The following is a 16,715-nucleotide window of genomic DNA, read 5'->3' as shown; positions in this document are numbered from 1 at the left end:
AAGCTGGCGGCCCGACACCACCCCCATGTCCAAGCTGAAGAGCTGCCCCGGTTGGTTCGCGTCCTCGTGCGCATGGGGGCTGGCGGCGGCGCTGGCCTGGGCGCTGCCCGTGCATCCGGCATGGGCCGCCTCGCCGCTGGAGGATTGGCGAGCGCAGGTCACCCAGACCCGCAAGCTGGCCGACAACGACGGCCCCGCAGCGTATGAGCAGGCTTTGAAGTTGCAGGCGCTGCCGGCGCAAGCGACGGAAGCCGACAGGGCGCGTGCGCTGAACCTGCTCTCTCGCACCGAGATCCACCTGTTGCTGACGAAGGAAGCCGGGCAGCACGCCAGCCACGCGCTCCAGATCGCCACGGCGGCCGGCGACCGCATCGGCCAGGCCGAGGCCGACATCAACCTGGCGCTCACGGCCATCAACGAAGGGCGGATGGACGACCTCGTGCAGTCCACCGTGCAGAGCATCTCCATCCTCGAGGGCATCACCGACCAGCCCGGCGTGCTCGCCGAGGCCCTGCTGCGATGCGCCGTCATGTACCGGCGGATCGGCCAGGTCGACGATGCCGTGACCATGTCCATGCAGGCCATGGACATCGCGCAGCGATCCGGCGACTCGGTCGCCCTCGTCTATGCCCATCACGGCATGGCGATCTCGTACGACCAGAGCGGACGCTTTGCCGAGGCGATCGAGGAGTACCAGCAGATGCGCCGCTATGCCCAGGCGATAGGGTCCAGGATCCTGGAGGGCTACGCGCTGATGGGCATTGCCGGGATGGCGGGCCAGCGGGGGCAGCCCGAGGAGCCAGACACGGCGGAATCCCTGGTGCGGCAAGCGATCGACATCTTCGCGGCCACCCGCACGCCGGGGAACCTGGCGCTGGGCCACTACACGCTGGCCTACCACCTGCACCGTCGGGGCCGTCTGGACGAAGCGATGGCGGAGATCGGCCGGGCCGTGGCGATCTACGAGGAGAAGCCGCATCGCATCGGCATGTGGTTCGCGCTGAAGGAGCGCAGCGAACTGCACGAGGCGCTGGGCGATCGGGCCGCGGCGGTGATCGATGCCGATCGCGGCTATGCGGTGGCGCAGGACATGGGCTTCCCGTACTACCGCGCCGAAAGCGCGCGCCGGCTGGCGCACCTGGCCGCGGCCGCGGGGGACTACAAGCGTGCCTACGCCCTGACCACCGAGGCCACCGAGATGCAGACGCGGGCCGCCAACGACCGCAGCGCGACCCGGATGCTGGAGCTGTCCCAGCGCTACCGCACCGAGACGCGCCAGCGCGAGCTGGCGGAGCTTCAGCGGCGAGGTGAGCAACAGGCTGCCGCGCTGCAGGCGCGCGAGCTGCAGCAGCGCTGGTTGTGGACGGTGCTGACGGGCAGCGTGGTCGCGCTGCTGGGCACGGTGGTTTTCGTGCTCCGCCTGCGCCGCTCGGGGACCGAGCTGAGGGACCAGACCCGCATCCTGCGCTCGGTGCTCGACGGGATCGGCGACTCGGTGCTGGTCGTCGATGAACACGCCGAGCTCGTGCTGATGAACCCGGCGGCCGAAAAGCTGGCGGGGCCGGGTCTGACGACCGGCCGGCACGGCAACTGGCCGCAGCGCTTCACCCTTTACATGGCCGATCGGAGCACGCCTTTCCCCATGGATCAGCTGCCCATAGCGCGGGCGCTACGCGGCGAGTCGGTCGATCACCTGGACCTGTTCATGCTCCGCACCGGCGAAACGCAGGATCAGGGCCGGTGGCTCACCGTGAGCTGCCGTCCCCTGCACGATGAACGCGGGACGGTGCGCGGAGCGGTCGCGGCGTTCTCCGACACCACGGTGCGCCGGCGGGCGGAGGAAGAGGTCCGCGCGCTGGCCGCCGGCCTGGAGCAAAGGGTGAAGGAGCGCACCGAGCAGCTCGAATGTGCACAGCGCGCCGCCGAGGCCGCCACGCAGGCCAAGAGCGAGTTCCTGGCCAACATGAGCCACGAGATCCGCACGCCGATGAACGCCATCCTCGGCATGTCTCACCTCGCCTTGCAGACGGGGCTCGATGCGCGGCAGCGCAACTACGTCGAGAAGGTGCACCGGTCGGCGGAGTCGCTGCTGGGCATCGTGAACGACATCCTTGATTTCTCGAAGATAGAGGCCGGCATGCTCGAGATCGAATCGATCGCTTTCGATCTGCACGACGTGCTCGACCAGTTCGCCAGCGTGGTCGGCACGCGGGCGGACGAGAAGGGCCTGGAGCTGCTGTTCGAATTGCCGATCGACCTGCCCACGGCGCTCGAGGGCGACCCTTCGCGGCTCGGCCAGATCCTGCTCAACCTGGGCAACAACGCCGTGAAGTTCACCGAGCATGGCGTGATCACGCTGGCCGTGCGCGAGGCCGCGCGCGAGCAGGGGCATGTGACCTTGCGCTTCGAGATGCGCGATACCGGGATCGGCCTGGACGAGCAGGCCCGCACCCGGCTGTTCCAGCCTTTCACCCAGGCCGACGCGTCGACCAGCCGCCGCTATGGCGGCACGGGACTGGGCCTGGCGATCTGCCGGCACCTGGTGCAGACCATGGGAGGCGAGATCGGCGTGGAAAGCGAGCCCGGCCACGGCAGCTGCTTCGGCTTCAGCCTTCGCTTCGGGTGCGGGCCGGTGCAGCCTGCGCCCATGGGGCGCGAAGCGCTGCAGGGCACGAGGCTGCTGATCGTCGAGGATGGCGCGGCCGCGCGGTCCCTGCTGTGCCGGCTGGCCGCCGACCTCGGCATGCAGGCCGAGTCGGCGCCCGACGGCCCGTCGGCACTCGAAGCCGTGCAGCGCGCCGCCGCGCAAGGCCAGCCGTTCCAGCTGCTGCTGCTGGACAGCGCGATGCCCGGCATGGACGGCGTCGATTGCCTGGTCGAGCTGAGCCGGCGCAGCGAGCCCGTGCCTCCGGCGGTCCTGATGGTCGGAGCGTTCGACGGCGACGAACTGGAGCGCCAGATGAAGCTGCGCCGGCTGCGGGCGGTGGTCGCGATCTCCAAGCCGGTCGTCCCGGCCGCCCTGGCCAAGGCCTGCGCGAACGCGCTGGGCCATTCGACGGCCGCTCCATCGAGCCGCGAGGGCTCGGGCCAGACGCCGCTCGAGCGGCGGGACGAGCTCGCCGGAGCACGCATCCTGCTGGTCGAGGACAACATCATCAACCAGGAGCTCGCGAGCGAGCTGCTCAGCCGAGCCGGCATCGTCGTCAGCCTGGCCGAGGACGGCCGCGAAGCGCTTGAGGCCGTGCAGCACGGCAGCTTCGACGCGGTCCTGATGGATTGCCAGATGCCGGTGATGGACGGCTATGCGGCCACGCGGGCCCTGCGCCAGCATCCCGAGTGGAAGGACCTGCCGGTGATCGCGATGACGGCCAACGCGATGGCCGGCGACCGCGAGAAGGCCCTCGAGTGCGGCATGAACGATCACATCGCCAAGCCGATCCGCGTCGAAGAGTTGTTTCGCACCCTCGCGCGTTGGGTCAAGCCCGCATCCGGCCACGGCAATGGCCGCCGGCTGACCGGCCTGCCCGGGCTGGATGCCAGCGCCGGCCTGGCCGCCGCCATGGGCGATGAAGCCTTGTACCTGCGGCTGCTCGGGATGTTCCGCGAGCGCGAGGCCAGCTTTGCCTCACGCTTCCAGAAGGCGCGCGAGGCGGGCGACGCCGCCGCCTGCGCCCGCTACGCTCACGACCTGAAGAACGTGGCCGGCAGCCTCGGCATGGTGACTCTGCAGCGCGCCGCCGCCGCCCTGGAGGCGGCCTGCCAGCAGGCCGGCAGCCGGCTCAACGGGGTGCCGATGGACGAGGTCGTGCTGGTGCTGGAGCCGCTGCTCGGCGCGCTGCGCCGCGAACTCGCCGAGTAGCCGGGAAAGCGGGCGGCATGCCGCCCGCCTGGCGATTGACCGAGTTGCCTAGTGCCCCTTCGGCGGGCGACGCTGCCGTGCAAGGAGCTCGCCGACGAAGCCACGGCGGAAGGCCACCACGCACACCACGAAGATGGCGCCGATGATCACGGTGACCCACGAGCCGACGCGGTCGGCCAGGAAGTTCTGCAGCCCGATGATGGTGAAGGCCCCCACGACCGGGCCGGCGAAGGTGCCCATGCCGCCGAGCAGCGTCATCAGCACCACCTCGCCCGACAGCGACCAGTGCGCATCCGACAGCGTGGCGAAGCCCAGCACCAGCGCCTTCATCGAACCGGCCAGCCCGGCCAGGGCCGTGGAAAGCACGAAGGCCAGCAGCTTGTAGCGGTCGACGTTGTAGCCCAGCGAGACCGCGCGAGGCTCGTTCTCGCGGATCGCCTTGAGCACCTGGCCGTAGGGCGAGTGCACCACGCGGATCACGAACAGGAACACGGCGACGAAGACGGCCAGCACGACGAAGTACATCGCCAGGTCGTTGTCCAGCGGCACCACGCCGAGCAGCTTGCCCCGCGGCACGCCTTGCAGCCCATCCTCGCCGCCGGTGAAGGGCGACTGCAGGAAGACGAAGTACACCATCTGCGCCATCGCCAGCGTGATCATGGCGAAGTAGATGCCCTGGCGCCGGATCGCGATCGCGCCGACGACCAGCCCCACCGCCGCCGAGATGACGACGCCGGCCAGCACGCCCAGTTCGGGCGGCCAGCCGGCACTGCGCACCAGCCAGCCGGTGGCATAGGCCGCGGCGGCCAGGTAGGCCGCATGGCCGAACGACAGCAGCCCCGTGAAGCCCAGCAACAAGTTGAACGCGCAGGCGAAGATCGCGTAGCAGAGCGCGGTCATCATGAAGATGGGGTAGACGCCCAGGAAGGGCGCCGCCGCCAGCAACGCCAGGCCGATGGCCCAGGTCCAGCGCGAGCGGGTCACCAAGGCGGCGCTCATCAGTGCACCCTACGGCCTACGGCCGGTCCCGCCAAGCGGGAATGAGCCTCTACGGGCGGCCGGTCGTGGCTCATCAGCGCTCCTTCCCGAACAGGCCGGCCGGCCGGATCATCAGCACGATGGCCATGATGACGAACACCACGATGTTGGAGGCCTCGGGATAGAAGACCTTGGTCAGGCCCTCGATGACCCCCAGGCCTAGGCCGGTGAGGATGGAGCCGAGGATGGAGCCCATGCCGCCGATCACCACCACCGCGAACACCACGATGATGAGGTTGCTGCCCATCAGCGGCGTGATCTGGATGACGGGCGCGGCCAGCACGCCGGCCAGTGCGGCCAGCCCCGCACCGGCGGCGTAGGTCAGCATCACCATCACCGGCACGTTGATGCCGAAGGCCTGCACCAGCGCCGGGTTCTCGGTGCCCGCGCGGAGGTAGGAGCCTAGCCGCGTGCGCTCGATGACGAACCAGGTGCCCAGGCAGATCACCAGCGAGGCGACCACCACCCAGCCGCGGTAGTTGGGCAGGATCATGAAGCCCAGGTCAGTGGCGCCCTGCAGCGCCTCGGGCACCGAATAGGACTGGCCCGAGACGCCGAACTGGTCGCGGAAGATGCCTTCGGCGATGAGGGCCAGGCCGAAGGTCAGCAGCAGGCCGTAGATCGGGTCGATCTTGTACAGGCGCTTGAGCAGCGTGCGCTCTATCACCACGCCGAGGGCGCCGACGACGATGGGCGCGACGATCAGCGCCAGCCAGTAGTTCAGGCCGAAGTTCTCCAGCCCGTACCAGGCGACATAGGCGCCGATCATGTAGAGCGCGCCGTGGGCGAAGTTGACGATCCCCAGCAGGCCGAAGATCACCGCCAGCCCGAGGCTGAGCATGGCGTAGAACGAGCCGTTCACCAGGCCGAGCATCAGCTGGCCGAGGAAGGCCTGCAGGGGGATGCCGAAGATGTCCACGACGCGCGCCGCTTCAAGAGCCCGTCATTTCCAGAGCGAGCACTTGGTCTCGGCCTTGGTCGTCCAGGCCTCTTCGCCCTTGAAGGTCTGCACCACGCTGTAGTAATCCCAGGGCTCGGTGGACTTGTCCGGCGACTTCACCTGCATCAGGTACATGTCGTGGATCATGCTGCCGTCGCCGCGGATCCAGCCGCCCTTGGTGAAGATGTCGTTGAACTTCATCTTGCGCAGCTGGGCCAGCACCTTGTCGGGGTCGTCGCTGTTCACCGCCTTCACCGCGTTCAGGTACTGCAGCGTGGCGGAGTAGTCGCCGGCCTGCAGCGAAGAAGGCATGCGCTTGACCTTCTCGAAGAAGCGCCGGCTCCAGGCGCGTGCCTCGGGGTCCCGGTTCCAGTACCAGCTGTCGGTCAGGTACATCCCCTGCGTGGTCTTCAGGCCCAGGGAGTGGATGTCGTTGATGAAGACCAGCAGGCCGGCCAGCTTCATCGACTTGGTGATGCCGAACTCGTTGGCCGCCTTGATCGAGTTGATGGTGTCGCCGCCGGCGTTGGCCAGGCCCAGGATCTGCGCCTTGCTGGACTGCGCCTGCAGCAGGAAGGACGAGAAGTCGCTGGCCGACAGCGGGTGCTTGACCGAGCCGACGACCGTGCCGCCGGCGGCCTTGACCACCTCGCTGGTGTCGTTCTGCAGCTGCGCGCCGAAGGCGTAGTCGGCCGTGAGGAAGTACCAGGTCTTGCCGCCGGCCTTGACGACCGCGTTGCCGGTGCCCTTGGCCAGCGCCATGGTGTCGTAGGCCCAGTGGATCGTGTAGGGGTTGCACTGGTCGTTGGTCAGTGCCGAGGTCGCGGCGCCGATCGAGATGAAGGGCCGCTTCTTCTCGGCCGCCACCTTGGCCATGGCCAGGTTGGTGCCGGAGTTGGTGCCGCCGACCAGCATGTCCAGGCCCTGGGTGTCGAACCACTCGCGGGCCTTGGCGGCGGCCACGTCGGCCTTGTTCTGGTGGTCGGCGTAGACCACCTCGACCTTCTTGCCGCCGACGGCTCCGCCCATGTCGGCCACGGCCATGCGGATCGCCTCGACGCCGGCGGGGCCGTCGATGTCGGAGTACAGCCCCGCCATGTCGGTGATGATGCCGATCCTGATCACGTCGCCGGAGTACTGGGCGTGGGCGGTGGAAGCGCCCAGTGCCGCGGCGGCGAGGGTGCAGGCGGCAGCGATCTTGGTCAGTTTCATGCGGATCTCCTTCAGGGACGGCGGGGACTCAAACACCGAGGTATTCATGCAGCCGCTCCATGCGCGACGGCAGCTCGGCCTGGGTGAACTGCTGGATGACCTGGCCGTGCTCCATCAGCAGGAAGCGATCGGCCAGCGGGGCGGCGAAGCGGAAGTTCTGCTCCACCATCACGATCGTGTAGCCCTGCCGGCGCAGCGCGACCACCATCTCGGCGAGCTTGTGCACGATCACCGGGGCCAGGCCCTCGGAGATCTCGTCGAGCAGCAGCAGCTTCGCGCCGGTGCGCAGGATGCGGGCGACCGCCAGCATCTGCTGCTCGCCGCCCGAAAGCCGCGTGCCCTGGCTGGCCGCGCGCTCCTTCAAATTGGGGAACATGGCGTAGATCTGCTCCAGGCCCATCCCGCCCCGGGCCAGCACGGGCGGCAGCAGCAGGTTTTCTTCCGCCGACAGGCTGGAGAAGATGCCGCGCTCTTCCGGGCAGTAGCCGATGCCCATGCGCGCGATGCGGTGGGTGGGCAGGCCGATGGTCTCGGTGCCATGGACCTTGACCGAACCCTTGCGGAGGCCGGTGAGGCCCAGGATGGCCCGCAGCGTGGTGGTGCGGCCCGCGCCGTTGCGCCCGAGCAGGGTGACCACCTCACCCTCGTCGACGTGGAAATCCACGCCGTGCAGGATGTGGGACTCGCCGTACCAGGCGTGCAGGCCTTTGACCTCGAGGAAGCGAGAGGCCATGCTCAATGCGCTCCCTTGAGCTCGACGTTCGCCGTGCCCATGTAGGCCTCGATGACGGCCGGGTCCTTCGACACCTGCTCGTACGGACCTTCGGCGAGCGTCGCCCCGCGCTGCAGCACGGTGATGGTGTCGGCGATGCTGGCGACCACGCTCATGTTGTGCTCGACCATCAGGATGGTGCGGTCGGCCGAGACCTTCTTGATCAGTTGCCGGATGCGGTCCACGTCCTCCAGGCCCATGCCCTGGGTGGGCTCGTCGAGCAGCATCAGCTTTGGGTCCATGGCGAGCGTGGTGGCGATCTCGAGCGCGCGCTTGCGGCCGTAGGCCAGCTCCACCGCGGGCGTGGCGGCGTAGGCGCTGAGGTCCACCGCGGCGAGCAGTTCCATCGCGCGGCCATTGAGCCCGTCGAGCGTGCGCTCGCTGCGCCAGAAGTCGAAGGAATGCCCGCGCTGCCGCTGCAGGGCGACGCGGACGTTCTCCAGCACCGTCAGGTGAGGGAACACGGCCGAAATCTGGAACGAGCGGATCACGCCGCGGCGGGCGATGCGCGCGGAGCTCTCGCCGGTGATGTCCTGCCCGTCGAAGACGATGCGCCCCGCGCTCGGCGTGAGGAACTTGGTCAGCAGGTTGAAGCACGTCGTCTTGCCTGCACCGTTCGGGCCGATCAGCGCATGGATGTGGCCGCGCCGGACCCGAAGGTTCACCTTGCTGACCGCGACGAAGCCCTTGAACTCCTTCGTCAGGTCCTCGGTCTCGAGGATGTAGTCGCCACTGGTCATTTCGGCAACCTTGCCCCCAATCGCTGAGACAGCGTCCGCGCCGCCTGTTGCACCACCAGCCGTTGACGCTGGAGCTGCTCGTCGTTCAGCACGGCCTTGTTCAGGCACACCCCCAGGCCCGCCACCGGCTGGCCGGTGGCATCGAAGATCGGCGCGGCCAGCGCCACCACGCCTTCACGGATGCCCTCGTCGTCCAGGCTGTAGCCCTGCTCGCGGCACTCGGCCAGTTCGTCCATCAGCGCTTCGACAGAGGCGGGCCCATGGCCGGTGAGCAAGGGCAGCGGGCCGGCGGGCAGCAGGCTGTGCACCCGGGCCGCGGGCAGGAAGGCCAGCATCGCCTTGCCGGTGGCCGCCAGATGGGCTGGCAGGCGCATCCCGACCGTGAAGGCGAGGCCCAACGGGCGCGATCCATTTCGCACCGCCACGTAGACCACCTCGGCGCCTATGAGCACCGACAGGATCAGCGTCTCGTCCGGCGCCGGGGCGCCGCGCCACAAGGCCTCGAACTCGCCGGCGACGCTGGTGCTGGCGACGAAGGCCTCGGCCAGGCTCATGACGCCAGGCCCGATCTGCAGCGCGCCGTCACCGGCCCGGCGCAGGTAGCCGAAGCTGAGCAGGGTGTTGCACAGGCCATGCACGCTGCTCTTGGGCAGCTCCAGCGCGGCGGCGACGTGGGCCATGCTCATCGGCTGGCGCTCGCGTGCGATGAGGTCCATGACCGCCACCGCACGGGCCACGGCGGGCACCAGCGCAGGCGCGCGCGGTGTGCCATGGGTGCTCGGGTGGGTCATGCGATGAAAGCTCCGGTTCGATGGGCTGAACACGGTTCAGTGCTTCGAACGCCGAGTCTTGAACGGCTGTTCAGGCGCGTCAACCGGGGCAGCGCGAAGCTGAGGGAAAACACCGATCGGCCGAACTGAAGCCGGATTCGCCGGGTTCTCCCTCATTCCACGCGGCAGGCCGTTCCTAGCATGGCTCCATGCAGCGCACGGATGGCCTTTGCACGGACCTCGCGCCGGCCCCGGCCGGCACGCAGGCGGGGCAGCGCCCGCTGGCCTGGCTGGCCGCTGCGATCCCCTTGTGCGCCTTGGCGGGGCTGACCGACCTCGGCGCCCGGACCGCCTCCAGCCTGGCCGGATCGGCCACCTGGCAACTGGCGGGCATGGCCTTGATGCTCGCGGCGCTGGTCTGCGCCGAATGGGGCGCCTGGCACGGCATCGGCCGATGGGAGCGTGTGCAGGGCGCGTCGGCCCGCACACGCCTGGCACGGCTGCTCGTCATCGCGCTGGCGCTGGCGGGCGGATCGGCGATGGTGATTCGCCACCGGGCCGAGCAGGCCCTGGAGATGGCCCGCATCGCGATCGGTCGCGATCCGCTGCCGGCCGTCGAGCTCCGGCTGGAAGGCGAAGGCCGCGTGCTTCGGCTGGTCGGCCCGCTCGGCGCCGGTTCGTCCGAACGGGTACGGCAGGCATTGCAGGTCTCGACGACCGTCCGGCTGGTCCGCCTGGACTCGCCCGGCGGGCGGGTGTTCGAGGCGCAGGCCATCGCGGCCGAGATCCGCCGCCGCGGGCTGGATACCTACGCCGAGGGCCTGTGCGCCAGCGCCTGCACCATGCTGCTGCTGGCGGGGCATGACCGCGGTGCGGCGCCGCAGGCGCGCATCGGCTTCCACCGGCCGCAATTCGCGGGCCTCGATGACGAGCAAATCGGCGACAGCCATGCGCTGCTGGCCGCCTACCGCGAGGCCGGCCTGGGCGCCGCCTTCGTGGCCCGCGTGCGGGCGACCCGCAGCGACGCCATGTGGTACCCCAGCCGCGGCGAGCTGCAGCGCTGGCAGGTGCTCACACGCTGAGGCGCTGACTCCCTGGCTGGGGTCTGGACGCCCCTCGCGCCACCTACGGCCCCGGCCACCGGGATCCGTCGCTGGGGGCCGCCCGCAGACGCGCGAGCCCGTTATGCTCGCCGGCCTGGCGCCGGGCGACCTGCCGGGCGCGCCCACTCGTACGGGAGCCACAAATGACGAGCAGCTCGGCCACCATCCGCGTCGGCATAGGCGGCTGGAACTTCGAACCCTGGCGCGAGACCTTCTATCCCCAGGGCCTGCCGGCCAGCCGGGAGCTGGAGTACGCCAGCTCGAAGCTCTCGGCGATCGAGGTCAACGGCACCTACTACAGCAGCCAGAAGCCGGCCACGTTCGCCAAGTGGCGCAGCGAGACGCCCGAGGGCTTCGTCTTCTCGCTCAAGGCCTCGCGCTTCGCTACCAACCGCCGCGTGCTGGGCGAGGCGGGCGAGTCGGTGCAGCGCTTCGTCGACAGCGGCATCTCGGAGCTGGGCGACAAGCTCGGGCCCATCGTCTGGCAGTTCGCCCCCACCAAGCGCTTCGACCCGGCGGATTTCGAGGCCTTCCTGAAGCTCCTGCCGGCCGAGGTGGCCGGGCTGCCGCTGCGCCATGTCATGGACGTGCGCCACGACAGCTTCAAGGTGCCCGAGTACCTCGCGCTGGCCCGCCGCTACCGGGCCGCGACGGTGTTCACCGACTCCGACCACTACCCCTCGTTCGCCGACCTCACCGCCGACTTCGTCTACACCCGGATGATGCGCACCGACTCCAGCCTGGCGCTGGGCGTGACGCCCGAAGCGCTGGACCAGCTGGCCGCGTGCGGACGGGCCTGGCGCGACGGCGGTGAGCCGGCCGAAGTGCCGCGGGTGGAGCCGCCCACCGGCCCGGCGGCACCGCGCGACGTCTTCATGTTCTTCATCAGCGGCGCCAAGGAAAAGGCACCGCTCGCCGCGATGGCCCTGCGCGAACGAATCGACGGAACAGCGGGGTGATTTGCCCCAGATGCTTCAGGTTGTAGTGGCGCGCCCCGGATCGGGGCGCCCTTGTGACATGCGTACACAGGGGGGTATAGGCCGCACCCTATCGTCCGCCGCTCGATGACTTACCCATTTGTGGCCACGATGACCCGTCAACCCACCCGCCGATTCGCCCAGGCCTCCCGCTGGGCCTTTTCAGTTTTCGCCCTCGCCGCCACGGCCTCCTGGGCCGCCGGCAACCCCGATGGGCATTGCACGGTGCCCGTCGAAGCCCGTGCCGACAGCATCGCCAATCCCGCGCACGTGATCGGAAACGGCACCCCGGCGAGCTGCACCTCGGCCGCCTTCGTCGCCGCAGTCGCCCAAGGGGGCGTCATCACGTTCAACTGCGGGCCGGATCCGCTGACGATCGTCCTGAAGCAGACGGCCAAGCTCTTCAACGACAAGCCGAATGTCGTCATCGACGGCGGCAACAAGATCACGCTGAGTGGGTATGGGTCGCGCCGCATCCTGTACATGAACACTTGCGACGAGGCCCAGCACTGGACGAGCGAGCACTGCGATACCCAGGACTATCCCCGCCTGACGGTGCAGAACATCACCCTGATGCGCGGCAACTCGACTGGACAGAGCTACGGTTTGTCCGAGGTTTACGGCGGGGGCGCGATCTTCGTGCGCGGCGGCCGGCTCAAGGTGGTCAACAGCCGCTTCGTCAAGAACGTGTGCGAGTCGACAGGGCCGGATCTGGGCGGTGGCGCCATCCGGGCCTTCGGAGGTGCGCCGGGGGCTTCGGTCTACATCACGAAAAGCAGCTTTGGCGGTGGCGCTGGCTACGGCAACACCTGCTCCAACGGCGGGGCCATCAGCGGTCTCGCGACCAACTTCGCGGTCTACAACAGCCTGTTCAAGAACAACACGGCCGTCGGCTGGGGTGCCAACCCCGCTCGCGGCGGCACCCCGGGCGGCGGCAGCGGCGGCGCCATCTACCAGGATGGCAACACCATCTCGCTGAAGTCCTGCGGCAACCAGGTCGAGAGCAACCACGCCAACGAAGGCGGCGGCGCCTTCTTCTTCGTCAGCAACAACCTGACCGGCACGATGTCCATCACCGACTCCGTGCTGCGCGGCAACCCCAATGACCAGTTCGAAACTGACGGCCTGCCCGGCATCTTCGTCCTGGCCAAGCCGGGGCAGCCGGTGATCACGAATTCGATCATCGAGCGCTGAGGAAGCTGGCCGAAGCCAGCTCTTCCACCCATGAGCAGGACGGCGGGCCAGGGCCCGCCGTCTTCGCTTGCGGTCAGGATTGGGCCGGGCCCTTGCGGTGGCGGGTGCCGATCCTGGGCAGCAGCATGCCCACCTGCTGGCGATAGGCGAGATAACGCTGGCCGAACTGCGCGATGAGGTCACGCTCCTCGAACCAGATGCCGATGAGGATGTAGCCCGTGCTGGCGGCGGCGAACAGCAGATGGCCGGCCGTCATCTGCGGCGTGGCCCAGAAGGCGAGCACGAAGCCCAGGTAGATCGGGTGTCGCACGTGGCGGTAGAAAAGCGGCGTGTGGAAGACCGGCGCCGGCAGCGGCTGGCCCCGCAGGTTCGCCCACACCTGGCGCAGCCCGAAGAGCTCGAAGTGGTTGATCAGGAAGGTGCTGACCAGCAGCCCGCCCCAGCCGAGCCAGAACACCGCCGCCAGGGCGAAGCGGCCCACTGGGTCGCTCACCGACCACAGCACCGGCTCGGCCATGGGCCGCCATTGCCACAGCAGCAGCGCGAGCGCGGCCGTCGCGGCCAGCACGAAGGTGCTGCGCTCCACCGCTTCCGGGATCACTCGGGTCCACCAGCGCTTGAAGCCGCGCCGCGCCATGACGCTGTGCTGCATGGCAAACAGCCCCAGCAGCGCGAGGTTGACGGCCAGTGTTTCGACGAGCGGCGCGGCGGTGCCGCTGTCGATCGTCCTGGGCAGCAGCGGCAGGTTGCCGACGAAACCGATGGCATACAGGAAAGTGGCGAGGAAGAAGAGGTAGGCCACCACGCCGTAGACGGCATTGAGGATCGCCATGGGGGATCTCCCGGTGAGAAAGTGCGGACGAACTCACCCAGACCCGCCGCGGCGGGCCCGGGAAGTTCGACGAGGAAGGGCCGGCAGCAGCGGCCGCGCTACGGCACTTCGCAGCCCGGCGGCGTGTGCGGCGGGCGGCCGTCGATGGCGTGGGCTTGCCGGCTCATCGCGCCCACCCACGGTTGTCCAGCACCTGCGCGATGCGCAGGGCGGCACGCGCGGCGCCGTCGGTCTCCACCGGCCGGTAGCGCACCGGCTCGTGCATCGCCTCCAAGGCGCGCCGGGCCAGTTGATCGGGATCGAGCGTCGCCGCGTAGTCCATCGAGCGGTCGGCGGCGTAGTTGGCCAGGCGCTGCCGCACGTGGACGCACTGCTCGAAGTGGCGCTGCAGCGGGAAGCTCAGGAACGGCCGGCGCGTCGCGACCAGCTCCATCGTCGTCGACAGCCCACCCTGCACCAGCGCGAGGTCGCAGCAGGCCAGGTGCTCGTACAGGTTGTGGACGTAGGGCCGCAGCTCCAGCCCGGGCTGCGGCTCGAACCCTTCGGTCGACAGCCGCGGGCCGGTGACCATGATGAGGCGCAGCTCGGGCAGCTCGCGCTTCATGCGCGGGAACGCCGCCGCGATGCGCTTCAGCAGGTGGCCGCCGGTGGCGGTGCCGCCGACCGCGGCGATGGCGATCTTCTCGTCGCTGCGGTAGCCGTGAAGCGCGCGCAGCCGCTCGGTGTCGGCCAGCGCCTGCGGATCGAAGGGCAGGCAGTAGCCGCAGTAGCAGAAGTTGCGGTCGGTCCATTCGCGGATGACGGGCAGGCCGGGGCCGAAGGTCTGCTCGGTCACGTCCTCTCGGTTGCCGACGAAGATGGCCGCGTCGCGCAGGTACGGGTAGCGGGCCACGTGCTCGATGTCGTCGGCGTTGCGGTCGGCGCACAGGGCGGCCTCGCGCTCGTTGCCCTCCTCCATCGGCAGGCAGCCGACGAAGTCGGTGAGGAAGACATAGGGCTGGCGCTTGAGCTCCGGGTTCTCGTGGTAGTGGTAGTCCACGTCCCAGGCCTCGTCGCCGATCACGATGTCGTAGTGCTCGCCCTCGACCAGGTCGACGAAGGTCATGAAGTTGCGGCTCATGATCTCGTCCATCGTGCGCAGGGCGAAGAAGGCGGACAGGTCGTGCTCGTCACCCGCGGCGGCCACCTGCTCGAAGTGGCGGCTCTCGTTGGCCAGGCGCTGCGTGATGGGGTGCAGGCGCTCGCCCTCGCGCTCGAGGTAACGCGCGGCGGGGTCGACCGTGAACCAGTCGATGGCCAGGTCCGGCTGCAGCTTTCGCAGCTCGCGGGCGATGGCGAGGTCGCGTTGGACGTGGCCGAGCCCGATGGGGCTGGAGATGAACAGCGCGCGGCGCGGGCGCTTCATGCCGCGCACCCAGGTGCGCTCGCGCGGCGACCCGGCGACGAAGTCTCGCAGCGCGCGGTTGAAGGCCACCGGGTCGCGTGCCGCGGTGACATGCCCGCCGCCGGCGATGGTCAGCATCTTCGAGCCGGGCACGAGCGCATGGATCTCCTCGCCCTTGGCATGCGGGACGCGCCAGTCGTGGTCGCCGTGGATCACGAGCGTGGGGCAGCGGACGCGGCGCGCCAGCTCGCGCACGTCGTTGCCCAGCCAGGCGTTGCGGCACCAGCCGAGCCATTCGGCGCTGGTGGCCCAGGCGTAGTGGGCACCATCCTCGTAGGGCTTGGTCGAATGCGGCTCGTTGAAGATGGTGTTCATGAACCAGTCCACGTAGGCGGGCCAGTCGCTGGCGAGCAGTTGCCCCTCCATCTTCAGCCGCTGCGCGAGGGCTTCGTTGCTCGGCAGCGAATCGGCGAATCCTCCGGCCGTGACGACGTGCGTCACGCGCTCCGGCTGTTCGGCCGCCACGCGCAGCACGGTCATGGCCGCGGCCGAGATGCCGACCAGCGCCACGCGATCGGCGCCGACCTCGTCGAGCACGGCCACGAAATCGGCATGGAAGTGCTCAAAGCTGTAGGCCTGCTGCCCGTTCGGCCGATCGGAACGACCGTTGCCGCGGCCATCGGTCGTGACGACGCGGAAGTGCTGCGACAGATACGGCACCGTGCCCTTGAGCATCTGGCTGTGCACGATCTGCAGCGGCGGCGCGAAGGCGAGCCAGGGGCCGCTTTCGCCCCAGACGGCGTACCAGATCTTCACCCCCTCGCGGTCCACGAAACCCTGGCGGACGGGCTGCACCGTCTCGTACGGCGAGGCTTCGGCTGCCGGCACCGCACCGGGCTCGGGCAAGGGCCCCGCGAACCGGTCCAGGCGTTCGGGCCGGGGGCCACCGGAAGTGCTCATCTCGGGCTCCTTCGGCGAGGGGCGGGCGGGGTCGCCTTGCCGGCCTGGGCGTCCAGCCACTCCAGCAGCCACTGGACGGCGTCCAGCGCCGCAAGGTGCTGCATGTCCTCCTCCTTCACGCCGAGCAGGTCGCTGAATTCCATGCCAAGCCAGAACTCGGAGATCCAGCAGGCGATCACATCCGGCGTGAACGGAGGTGGCAGCCGGTTGCCGTGGGCCTCCAACGCGTTGATGGCCTCGCGCACCGCCTCGAGCACCAGCTTCTTCCAGGCCAGCACGCGCGGCACGAACTTCTCGCGCAGCTCCGGGTTGGAGAAGCTCGCCGCCCACAGCTCGGCCTGCAGGCGCACGAAGCCCGAGGCGAGGTCATCCTCGTAGAAGCTCCGGGCACTCGCCCACTTCTGGGCGAATCCCTCGCCGCTCGCGTACATCGATGCCTGGCGTGCCAGCAGCCGCTGGTTCATGGCATCCAGCACGTCGATCACCAACTGATCCTTGCTGCCGAAGTGGTAGTTGATCAACGCGTGGTTGACGCCGGCATCGGTGGCGATCTCGCGCACGCTGAGCGCCGCGTAACCCTGCGTCACCAGTCGACGGAAGGTCGCATTCAGGATGCGATCGCGCGTCTGGCCGGCGTCTGCTTCGCGCAGGTTCGGCGTGGCGGTGCGGGACTTGCGAGCCACCGGGTCTGAGGCCATGGTTGAACGCCTGGTTTAAACAGTCGTTCAAGTATTGGTCGGGCTCGTGGGACTGTCAATCCCTGTGGATGAGGGGGCGCCCGGGGGCGACTCCGAGGCTTCGGCGTGGCGCGGGCAGGCGCTCCCAACCGACCCGCCTGCTTCCATCGCTTACAGCTCTGGGAGAACGAGGGCACGCCTGGGGCTCAAGCGCCGTCTGAAACGGCCGATAAGTCTCTGACAAGACACAACCGTCT

General features: G+C 69.2%; 13 protein-coding genes. 4 read left to right on the top strand and 9 right to left on the bottom strand.

Going from position 1 to position 16,715, the window contains the following annotated elements; genetic code table 11:
• Positions 1-25 precede the first annotated feature (25 nt).
• A complete protein-coding gene (locus ACS5PM_RS24740) occupies positions 26-3,859 on the top strand; it encodes a response regulator (RefSeq protein WP_439390428.1) in 3,834 nt (1,277 codons plus the stop codon).
• Positions 3,860-3,907: 48 nt separating this feature from the next.
• Here ACS5PM_RS24740 and ACS5PM_RS24735 read toward each other — a convergent pair whose 3' ends face one another.
• From ACS5PM_RS24735 to ACS5PM_RS24710, 6 genes are all read right to left on the bottom strand, one after another.
• Positions 3,908-4,858 (bottom strand): branched-chain amino acid ABC transporter permease, encoded by a 951-nt coding sequence (locus ACS5PM_RS24735; RefSeq protein ID WP_439390427.1) that lies wholly within the window; start codon positions 4,856-4,858, stop codon positions 3,908-3,910.
• A gap of 73 nt (positions 4,859-4,931) precedes the next feature.
• Positions 4,932-5,816 (bottom strand): branched-chain amino acid ABC transporter permease, encoded by an 885-nt coding sequence (locus ACS5PM_RS24730; RefSeq protein ID WP_439390426.1) that lies wholly within the window; start codon positions 5,814-5,816, stop codon positions 4,932-4,934.
• 24 nt (positions 5,817-5,840) lie between these two features.
• A complete protein-coding gene (locus tag ACS5PM_RS24725) occupies positions 5,841-7,049 on the bottom strand; it encodes an ABC transporter substrate-binding protein (RefSeq protein WP_439390425.1) in 1,209 nt (402 codons plus the stop codon).
• A 28-nt stretch (positions 7,050-7,077) separates the two neighbouring features.
• Positions 7,078-7,782 carry an ABC transporter ATP-binding protein gene (locus ACS5PM_RS24720; RefSeq protein WP_439390424.1) on the bottom strand — a complete coding sequence of 235 codons (705 nt, stop codon included), beginning with the start codon at positions 7,780-7,782 and terminating at the stop codon, positions 7,078-7,080.
• A gap of 2 nt (positions 7,783-7,784) precedes the next feature.
• Positions 7,785-8,561: an ABC transporter ATP-binding protein gene (locus ACS5PM_RS24715; RefSeq protein ID WP_439390423.1), complete on the bottom strand. Its 777-nt coding sequence runs from the start codon at positions 8,559-8,561 to the stop codon at positions 7,785-7,787.
• Entirely contained in the window at positions 8,558-9,352 is a 795-nt protein-coding gene (locus ACS5PM_RS24710) for an IclR family transcriptional regulator (protein ID WP_439390422.1), read from the bottom strand. The genes ACS5PM_RS24715 and ACS5PM_RS24710 overlap by 4 nt, the downstream gene beginning before the upstream one ends.
• Before the next feature lie 188 nt (positions 9,353-9,540).
• Between ACS5PM_RS24710 and ACS5PM_RS24705 the strand changes: the two genes are divergently transcribed.
• The 3 genes from ACS5PM_RS24705 to ACS5PM_RS24695 all read left to right on the top strand — a co-directional run bounded on the left by ACS5PM_RS24705 (position 9,541) and on the right by ACS5PM_RS24695 (position 12,605).
• Positions 9,541-10,413 (top strand): COG3904 family protein, encoded by an 873-nt coding sequence (locus ACS5PM_RS24705; protein ID WP_439390421.1) that lies wholly within the window; start codon positions 9,541-9,543, stop codon positions 10,411-10,413.
• 164 nt (positions 10,414-10,577) lie between these two features.
• On the top strand, positions 10,578-11,393 hold the full coding sequence (locus ACS5PM_RS24700) for a DUF72 domain-containing protein (protein ID WP_439390420.1): 816 nt from the start codon (positions 10,578-10,580) through the stop codon (positions 11,391-11,393).
• 129 nt (positions 11,394-11,522) lie between these two features.
• Positions 11,523-12,605, top strand: coding sequence for a hypothetical protein (locus tag ACS5PM_RS24695; RefSeq protein WP_439390419.1), 1,083 nt, complete (start codon positions 11,523-11,525; stop codon positions 12,603-12,605).
• Between the two features lie 73 nt (positions 12,606-12,678).
• Here the strand turns inward: ACS5PM_RS24695 and mddA are convergent, their stop codons facing one another.
• From mddA to ACS5PM_RS24680, 3 genes are all read right to left on the bottom strand, one after another.
• Positions 12,679-13,437 (bottom strand): methanethiol S-methyltransferase, encoded by a 759-nt coding sequence (gene mddA, locus ACS5PM_RS24690; RefSeq protein WP_439390417.1) that lies wholly within the window; start codon positions 13,435-13,437, stop codon positions 12,679-12,681.
• 163 nt (positions 13,438-13,600) lie between these two features.
• Positions 13,601-15,781, bottom strand: a complete 2,181-nt coding sequence (locus ACS5PM_RS24685) for an alpha/beta hydrolase (RefSeq protein WP_439390415.1) — start codon at positions 15,779-15,781, stop codon at positions 13,601-13,603.
• Positions 15,778-16,479, bottom strand: a complete 702-nt coding sequence (locus tag ACS5PM_RS24680; protein WP_439390414.1) for a TetR/AcrR family transcriptional regulator — start codon at positions 16,477-16,479, stop codon at positions 15,778-15,780. The genes ACS5PM_RS24685 and ACS5PM_RS24680 overlap by 4 nt, the downstream gene beginning before the upstream one ends.
• Between the last annotated feature and the right edge of the window lie 236 nt (positions 16,480-16,715).

Origin of the sequence: Ideonella flava, from assembly GCF_051857595.1 — a bacterium.
Classification (GTDB): Bacteria; Pseudomonadota; Gammaproteobacteria; order Burkholderiales; family Burkholderiaceae_C; genus Ideonella.
Note: the sequence above shows the minus strand (reverse complement) of the source record. Positions and strands in the feature narration are given on the sequence as shown.